3 protein-coding genes are annotated in these 3,250 nt (G+C 72.3%); all 3 read right to left on the minus strand.

Going from position 1 to position 3,250, the window contains the following annotated elements; all coding sequences use genetic code 11:
- The coding region (locus ABT116_RS41260) for a sarcosine oxidase subunit delta family protein (protein ID WP_351645366.1) at positions 1 to 1,804 on the minus strand (1,804 nt) is incomplete at its 3' end.
- Positions 1,805 to 1,832: 28 nt separating this feature from the next.
- Positions 1,833 to 3,065: a sarcosine oxidase subunit beta family protein gene (locus tag ABT116_RS41265; RefSeq protein ID WP_351645369.1), complete on the minus strand. Its 1,233-nt coding sequence runs from the start codon at positions 3,063 to 3,065 to the stop codon at positions 1,833 to 1,835.
- Positions 3,062 to 3,250: hypothetical protein (locus ABT116_RS41270; RefSeq protein ID WP_351645372.1), on the minus strand; the 189-nt coding region annotated here is incomplete at its 5' end. The genes ABT116_RS41270 and ABT116_RS41265, both read right to left, overlap by 4 nt.

Here is a 3,250-nt window from a genome sequence, read left to right on the forward strand (position 1 = left end):
GGTCGACGAAGCGCGGGGCGCCTTCCCGGCCGGGGACGGTGAAGACCTGCATGGGCGGCGTCTGCGGCTGTGTCGCCACCTGCGGCAGGCGGGGCGTCTCGGCGCTGTAGCCCTCGGCCTCGATCGCGCGGGCTCCCGCGGCCGCCCCCTGCGCGAGGACTCGGGCCAGGTCGAGGACGCCGCTCGCGGCGCCCGCGACCTCGACGGCCTGGCGGGAGGTGTCGGGGACGAAGGTGCCGAGCTCCTCGTCGTGGCGGAGCTTGCCGCCGGCCTGGCTGAACAGGTGCGCGACCGGGTTCCAGCCGCCGGAGACCAGGAGCAGGTCGGCGGCGAACTCCCGTCGCCCTGTCGTCTCCCCGTACGGGGCGACCGTGACGGCGGTGAGACGGGGGGCACCTTCCGTGGCCGTGACGGCGTGGCCCGTCAGCACCTCGATGCCGGCCCGGCGGGTGCGCTCGGCCCACTCCCCCGGCTCGGGACGCGTGTCGACCACGGCCTCGATGGCGACGCCCGCCGCGGCGAGGTCCAGCGCCACCGCGTAGGCGCTGTCGTTGGTGGTGAAGACGACCGCGTGGCGGCCGGGCAGGACGCCGTGGCGGTTGACGTGGGCGCGGGCCGAAGCGGCCAGCATCACGCCTGGGCGGTCGTTGTCCGCGAAGGCCAGCGAGCGTTCGTGGGCGCCGGTGGCGAGGACGACGTGGCGGGCCCGGATGCGGTGGACGCGTTCCCGGGAGACCTTCTCGGGAGCCGCGGCGCCGAGGTGGTTGGTGCGGCGCTCGACGGCGAGCAGGTGGTTGTCGTCGTAGTAGCCGAAAACCGTGGTGCGGCGCAGGACCCGTACGTCGGGGGCGGCGTCGAGCCGGGCGGTCGTCTCGCTCACCCAGTCGAGGAGTTCGCCGGTGCCGAGGAGGCTGCCGCCGGGGTCCGGCTGGTCGTCGGCGAGGATGACGCGGGCCCCTGAGCGGGCGGCGGCTGACGCTGCGGCGAGGCCGGCCGGGCCCGCGCCGACGACCAGGAGGTCGCAGTGGGTGTGCACGGCGTCGTAGCGGGCCGGGTCCGGTTCGGTGGCGAGGCGGCCCTGGCCGGGGAGGCTGGTTGCGACGAGGCCGTCGTAGAGCTCGACGGTGGTGGCCGGGAGCATGGGCTCGGGGAAGGGTTCCTCGATCTGGATGACCGCGTTGGGTTCCTCGACGCCGGCCGAGAAGATGCCGCGGGGGCGGCCCAGTTTGATGCTGGTGCCGGTCTGGATGACGCCGTTGGCGAGAAGGGCGGAGGCGAGGGTGTCGCCCTTGCAGCCCTGGTATTCGGTGCCGTCGAAGGTGAAGGTGAGAGGCTTGTCGCGGTGGATTCGGCCGCGGGTGGGGTGGCGGAAGGGCTGGGTTGTTTCGCCCCCGCCGCCCCTACCCGTCCCTTCGTGAAGGGGCTCCGCCCCTTCCACCCCGCTGGGGGCTGCGCCCCCAGGCCCCCCTTCGGCCTGGACGGCCTCGTCCTCAAACGCCGGACAGGCTACCTGCGCCGCACGTGCCTCGAGAACGGCCGGTCGCTCCTCCCCCACCCGGTACACCGTCAGGATCTCGTTCGTCGACGTGTCCCGGACGGCGTTGAACCAGCGGCGGCAGCCCGCGGCGTGGCTCCAGCGCTCGGCGAAGGGGCCCCTCGGGTTGTCGCGGAAGAAGAGGTAGCGGGCCCACTCCTCGTCGGTGAGGGATGCCGGGGCCTCCGGGTACGGCACATGGGCCTGGCCGCCGTAGTGGAACTCGGCCTCGTCGCGAGGTCCGCACCACGGGCAGGGGATCAGCAGCATGGATCGGCTCCCAAAGCTTCCAGTGGTCCTAGTGGGCCACCGCGGCCGCGCCGTGCTCGTCGACGAGCGCGCCGGTGGTGAAACGGTCGAGCGAGAAGGGGGCGTTCAGCGGGTGCGGTGTGTCGTGGGCGATGGTGTGGGCGTAGACCCAGCCGACACCGGGGGTGGCCTTGAAACCGCCGGTTCCCCAGCCGCAGTTGAGGTAGAGGTTGTCCACCGGGCTGAGGCCGATGATCGGTGAGGCGTCGGGGCTGACGTCGACGATGCCGCCCCAGGTGCGCAGGACATGGGCGCGGGCGAAGACCGGGAAGAGTTCCAGGGCCGCCGCCATCTGCTCCTCGATGATGTGGAAGGCGCCGCGCTGGGTGTAGGAGTTGTACGCGTCGATGCCCGCGCCCATGACCAGCTCGCCCTTGTGGGCCTGGCTGACGTACACGTGGACCGCGTTGGACATGACGACCGTCGGATGGACCGGTTCCAGCAGCTCCGACACGAGCGCCTGCAAGGGGTGGCTCTGCACGGGGAGTTCGATGCCCGCCATGGCCGCCAGGACCGAGGTGTGGCCCGCCGAGCAGAGCGCCACCTTGCCCGCGGCGATCGGGCCCCGGGTGGTCTGGACTCCGACCACCCGGTTGCCGACCACGTCGAGGCCGGTGACCTCGCAGTTCTGGATGATGTCGATGCCGGCGGCGTCGGCGGAGCGGGCCAGGCCCCAGGCGACGTGGTCGTGCTTGGCGATGCCCGCGCGCGGCTGATAGGTGGCGCCCAGGACGGGGTAGCGCACGTCCGGGGAGGTGTTGACGATCGGGCAGACGTCCTTGACGCCGTCCGCGTCGAGCCACTCGGCGTCCACGCCGTTGAGACGGTTGGCCTCGACGCGGCGCACGCTGTCGCGGACGTCCTGGAGGCTGTGGGCGAGGTTCAGTACACCGCGCTGGGAGAAGAGGATCGGGTAGTCGAGCTCGTCCGCCAGGCCCTCCCACAGCTTGAGGGCGTGCTCGTAGATGCCGGCGCTCTCGTCCCAGAGGTAGTTGGAGCGGATGATCGTGGTGTTGCGGGCCATGTTGCCGCCCGCCAGCCAGCCCTTCTCCAGCACGGCGACGTTGGTGATGCCGTGGTTCTTCGCCAGGTAGTGGGCGGTGGCCAGGCCGTGTCCGCCGCCGCCCACGACGACGACGTCGTAGGAGCGCTTGGGCTCGGGGTTGCGCCAGAGCCAGTCGGGGTGTTCGGGGAGCTCGGCGCCGGGGGTGCGGGGGCTCATCGGGCGTCTCCGTTGTCGGACAGGTGCGGGTAGAGCGGGTGCTTGGCGGCCAAGGCCTCGGTGCGGGCCCGCAGGGCGGCCACGTCCGGTTCCGGCTGGAGGGCGAGGGCGATGACGATCCTCCTAACCCTTACGGGGGCGTGTGCCCCGCTGTCCTGAACCTTGCGATGGGTGCGGAGCATGAT

It is taken from the genome of Streptomyces sp. NPDC002130, assembly GCF_040296465.1.
Classification (GTDB): domain Bacteria; phylum Actinomycetota; class Actinomycetes; order Streptomycetales; family Streptomycetaceae; genus Streptomyces.

Coding starts and splice junctions, on each gene's coding strand:
- ABT116_RS41265 (WP_351645369.1), bottom strand. CDS start 3,065: ATGAGCCCCCGCACCCCCGGCGCCGAGCTCCCCGAACACCCCGACTGG.